The sequence below is a fragment of the Phocaeicola massiliensis B84634 = Timone 84634 = DSM 17679 = JCM 13223 genome (assembly GCF_000382445.1).
GTDB lineage: Bacteria > Bacteroidota > Bacteroidia > Bacteroidales > Bacteroidaceae > Phocaeicola > Phocaeicola massiliensis.
The window spans coordinates 1-1,570 of sequence record NZ_KB905484.1 but is presented as its reverse complement, the minus strand read 5'-3'; the positions used below and the strand labels follow the sequence as shown (position 1 = coordinate 1,570).

The window sequence follows — 1,570 nt, the reverse complement described above, 5'->3', positions numbered from 1 at the left end:
TGTAGCCGAAGCGAAAGCGAGTCTGAACAGGGCGTATAGTCGGTAGTGGTAGACGCGAAACCAAGTGATCTACCCTTGAGCAGGTTGAAGTCCGGGTAACACCGGATGGAGGACCGAACCAATAAGCGTTGAAAAGCTTCTGGATGACTTGAGGGTAGGGGTGAAAGGCTAATCAAACTTGGAGATAGCTCGTACTCCCCGAAATGCATTTAGGTGCAGCCTTGACCATTACTAATGTGAGGTAGAGCGACTGATAAGATGCGAGGGCTTCACCGCCTATCAAGTCTTGATAAACTCCGAATGCGCATTAGTTTGAGGTCAGGAGTGAGGGCATGGGTGCTAAGGTCCGTGCCCGAGAGGAGAAGAATCCGGACCACCTGCTAAGGTCCCGAAATAACAGCTAAGTTAAACTAACGAAGTCAGATTGCTAAGACAGCTAGGATGTTGGCTTGGAAGCAGCCATTCATTTAAAGAGTGCGTAACAGCTCACTAGTCGAGGAGTTTGGCGTGGATAATAATCGGGTATCAAGCTGTTTACCGAAGCAGTGGGATCATATAATGATCGGTAGGGGAGCATTCCACTCTGCGTCGAAGGTGGGGCGTGAGCCCTGCTGGAGCGTGTGGAAAAGCAAATGTAGGTATAAGTAACGATAAAGGGGGTGAGAAACCCCCTCGCCGCAAGACTCAGGTTTCCTGATCAACGCTAATCGGATCAGGGTCAGTCGGGTCCTAAGGCTCAGCCGAACGGCGAGGCCGATGGCAGAACCGGTTAATATTCCGGTACTACCCTTTGGGGTGACGTGGAGACGCAGTCGTGACAATGCCGCCAGCTGACGGAATAGCTGGTTAAAGGGTGTAGAAGTTGATTGTGGCAGGCAAATCCACCACAAGATTCGAACCTGACAGTATGGAGCGTCCTTCCGGACAATCCAATAGTGCATGTAATCATACTGCCAAGAAAATCCGCTAAACATAACCTTCAGGGTACCCGTACCGCAAACGGACACACGTAGTCGGGTTGAATATACTAAGGCGCTTGAGTGATTCACGGTTAAGGAACTAGGCAAATTAACCCTGTAACTTCGGGAAAAAGGGTCCCTACCCGTTAGCGGGAGGGCGCAGAGAATCGGTCCAGGCAACTGTTTAACAAAAACACAGGGCTGTGCGAAGTCGAAAGACGCTGTATACAGCCTGACACCTGCCCGGTGCTGGAAGGTTAAGAGGAGATGTCATCGCAAGAGAAGCATTGAATTGAAGCCCCAGTAAACGGCGGCCGTAACTATAACGGTCCTAAGGTAGCGAAATTCCTTGTCGGGTAAGTTCCGACCTGCACGAATGGTGTAATGATCTGGACACTGTCTCAACCGTGAGCTCAGTGAAATTGTAGTATCGGTGAAGATGCCGATTACCCGCGATGGGACGAAAAGACCCCGTGAACCTTTACTATAGCTTATCATTGAATTTGGGCACGTGATGTGTAGGATAGGTCGGAGGCTTTGAAGCAGGCACGCCAGTGTTTGTGGAGCCGCTGTTGAAATACGACCCTTCATTTGTTTGAGTTCTAACTCGT

Annotated in this window: 1 rRNA gene; it reads left to right on the top strand. The window is 50.1% G+C overall.

Annotation, left to right across the window (positions count from 1 at the left end):
- Window positions 1-1,570, top strand: a 23S ribosomal RNA gene (locus HMPREF1534_RS0119465); the annotation flags it as partial.